Annotated in this window: 3 protein-coding genes; 2 read left to right on the forward strand and 1 reads right to left on the reverse strand. The window is 63.1% G+C overall.

Annotated features, from left to right (window positions below; all coding sequences use genetic code 11):
• Positions 1 to 557: LysR family transcriptional regulator (locus tag ENZ75_RS27050; RefSeq protein WP_128278446.1), on the reverse strand; the 557-nt coding region annotated here is incomplete at its 3' end.
• Between the two features lie 90 nt (positions 558 to 647).
• Here ENZ75_RS27050 and ENZ75_RS27055 point away from each other — a divergent pair.
• Together ENZ75_RS27055 and ENZ75_RS27060 are read left to right on the forward strand one after the other, a co-directional pair.
• Positions 648 to 2,198: a trimethylamine methyltransferase family protein gene (locus ENZ75_RS27055; protein WP_013532332.1), complete on the forward strand. Its 1,551-nt coding sequence runs from the start codon at positions 648 to 650 to the stop codon at positions 2,196 to 2,198.
• A 42-nt stretch (positions 2,199 to 2,240) separates the two neighbouring features.
• Positions 2,241 to 2,916 (forward strand): ABC transporter substrate-binding protein (locus tag ENZ75_RS27060; RefSeq protein WP_245481255.1); only part of this gene is annotated, 676 nt, incomplete at its 3' end.

The raw sequence follows: 2,916 nt of genomic DNA on the forward strand, positions 1-2,916 counted from the left end.
GATCTGGGCAGGCCGAACTTTGCCGCATAGCTGGTGCCGGCGACGGGAAATATCTCCTCGTCAGCCAGCGGCAACGAATGATAGTCCGGCCAGTCCCGCGGCGCGCCGCCGCGCACGCCGAGCGGAATGCCTTCCGCGATGATGTCGAGGTCGCGGTCGGCGGTCTGGATACGCAGGTCAATGCCCGGCAGCTCGTCACGGAACTGCTGCAGGCGCGGCATCATCCAGAACGAACCGAACGCGGTCGAGGCGGCCAGCGTGACATGACCGCCGGTCGCCTGCAGGCGCAGATCCTCCGCCGATTTGCGGATGTGCGAAAGGCCGAGCGAGACGTCGGCATGGAAGCGCTCGCCGGCCTCGGTCAGGAGCACCTGGCGGTGGCGGCGCTGGAACAGCTTGGCGCCGAGCTGTTCTTCCAGTCCGCGCACGGCATAGGAGACGGCGGCCTGCGTCATGCCCAGCTCGCGCCCGGCGGCGGTGAAGCTCGACAGCCGCCCGGCCGCCTCGAAGACGATCAGGCTGCCGGCCGAAGGCAGAAGGTGGCGCAAGCTTCGCATAAGCTGAGCTTATACAAGAGATCAGGATTTTCCAGCGTCACATCACCATTTTGTCGCGCTAGGCTCCTTCATGAGTGGAATGGAGTTGCCATGAACGCACCGGCCCCCGAAGTGACCGAACATGCCAACCGCCGCAGTGGCGGCCGCCTGGGGCGCAAGGCCCTGCGCGGAGCTCCCGTAACGTCGTTCCCGACGCTGGTCCGCCAGATCCCCGTCTACCAGATGGTCCCCGATGAGGCGGTCGAACTGATCCACGAGGAGTCGCTCTTGATCCTCGAAGAGGTGGGCTGCGAGTTCCGCGACGACGAGGCGATCGCACTGTGGAAGGCGGCGGGCGCGGATGTCTCGGAAACCCGTGTGCGGATCGACCGGGCCCTGCTGATGGAACTGGTGTCGAAGGTCCCGTCGGAGTTCACGCTCAATGCGAGGAATCCGCAGCGCACGGTGCGGGTGGGCGGCAACAACACCATCTTCGTGCCGATGTATGGCGCGCCCTATGTTCGCGATCTCGACAACAACAGGCGTTACGGCACGCTCGCCGACCTCAACAATTTCCACAAACTCGCCTACATGGCGCCGGCGCTGCATTCATCGAGTTCGGTCATTTGCGAGCCGATGGAAATCGCGGTACCGAAGCGTCACCTCCACATCATCCATTCCGCGCTTAAGCATTCCGACAAGCCGTTCATGGGCATCGTCACGTCCAAGGAGCGGGCGGAAGACACGATGGCGATGGCAGGCATCGTGTTCGGAGAGGATTACGTCCGCGACAATCCTGTCCTGGTGTCGATCACCAACTGCAATTCGCCGCTGGTGTGGGACGCCACCATGCTGGACGCGATGAAGGTCTATGCGCGAAGCAACCAGCCGCTGATCCTCGCACCCTTTGCACTGTGCGGCGCCTCGACTTCGGCGTCCGCCGTGGGCGCTGTGGCACAGGTCAATGCGGAAGCGCTGGCGGGCGTCGCCTTCACGCAACTGCTGCGCCCAGGCTCGCCGCAGATCTACGGACAGTTCATGGTCACGGTGGACATGAAGACCGGTGCTCCGATGGGCGGCACGCCCGAGGCGGCGCAGATGATGTATCTGATGGGAGCGCTGGCACGGAAATACCGGCTGCCGTGGCGCACCTCCGGCTTCCATGTCGGGTCGAAGCTCAACGACGCCCAGGCTGGTTACGAGGCGAACATGCTGATGCATGCCGCCATCCTCGCCGGCGCCAACTACATCTGGCACTCCGCCGGATGGCTCGAGGCCGGCCTGACCTGCGGCTATTCGAAATTCGCCACCGACTGCGAACAGCTCATCGGCTGGTACAAATATGCCGGCGGCCTGCCGTTCGACGATTTCAAGGAAGCCATGGCGGCAATCCGCGAGGTGGGACCGCAGGGCCATTTCCTCGGTACCCAGCACACGCTGGAACATTTCGAATCCGCCTTCTTCATGCCCTCGATCATGGACTTCAATTCGTTCGAACAGTGGAAGGCAGAAGGGGCGAAGGACCACGACACGCGCGGCCGCGAGAAGGCGCGCAACATGCTGGCGGATTACGAGGAGCCGAAGCTCGACGAAGGCATCGCCGATGGCCTGATGGATTTCATCGCGCGGCGCGAGGAGAGGCTGCCGGACAGCGTCAGTTGAGGCGAAGAACCAAGATCAAAGGGAACCAGACGGGAGGAAAAAATGGCATTCTTCAGAAGCAGTGGCGATCGCGTGCCGAGCGCTATCGAGGCAATGGCGGTCGAAGCACGCGCGGGTCGTGTCGACCGGCGCGAGTTCCTGGCGCTGGCAAGCGCCTTCGGCGCATCGACGGCTCTTGCCTATGGCATGATCGGCCTTGCCGTGCCGGATCGGGCCTTGGCCGAAGAGCCGAAGAAAGGCGGAACGCTGCGCGTCTCGATGTCGGTGAAGGGACAGAAGGATCCGCGCACTTACGACTGGGTGGAACTGGCGAACATTTCGCGCTGCTGGCTGGAGCCGCTTGTCCGCTATACCAGGCAATTCACCTTCGAGCCGGTCCTGCTCGAAAGCTGGGATATCAACGACGACGCCACCGAATACGTGCTGCATGTGCGCAAGGGCATCACGTGGAACAATGGCGATGCCTTCAACGCCGATGACGTCGCTCACAATCTGACCCGCTGGTGCGAGAAGAATGTCGCCGGCAATTCCATGGCCGCCCGGGTCGGCGCGCTGATCGACGCAAAGACCGGCAAGGCCAGGGATGGCGCGATCACCAAGGTCGACGACAATACGGTCAAGCTGAAGTTAAGCGAACCAGACATTTCGCTGATCCCGAATTTCACCGACTATCCGGCGCTCGTCGTCCATCGCAGCTTCGATGCCGACGGTGCCGATC

The sequence above is a fragment of the Mesorhizobium sp. M7A.F.Ca.CA.002.04.1.1 genome (assembly GCF_004022805.1).
GTDB classification, from domain to species: Bacteria; Pseudomonadota; Alphaproteobacteria; order Rhizobiales; family Rhizobiaceae; genus Mesorhizobium; species Mesorhizobium ciceri.

Excerpts from the sequence above, each read along its gene's own strand:
- ENZ75_RS27055 (WP_013532332.1), top strand. The coding sequence starts at position 648 with ATGAACGCACCGGCCCCCGAAGTGACCGAACATGCCAACCGCCGCAGT.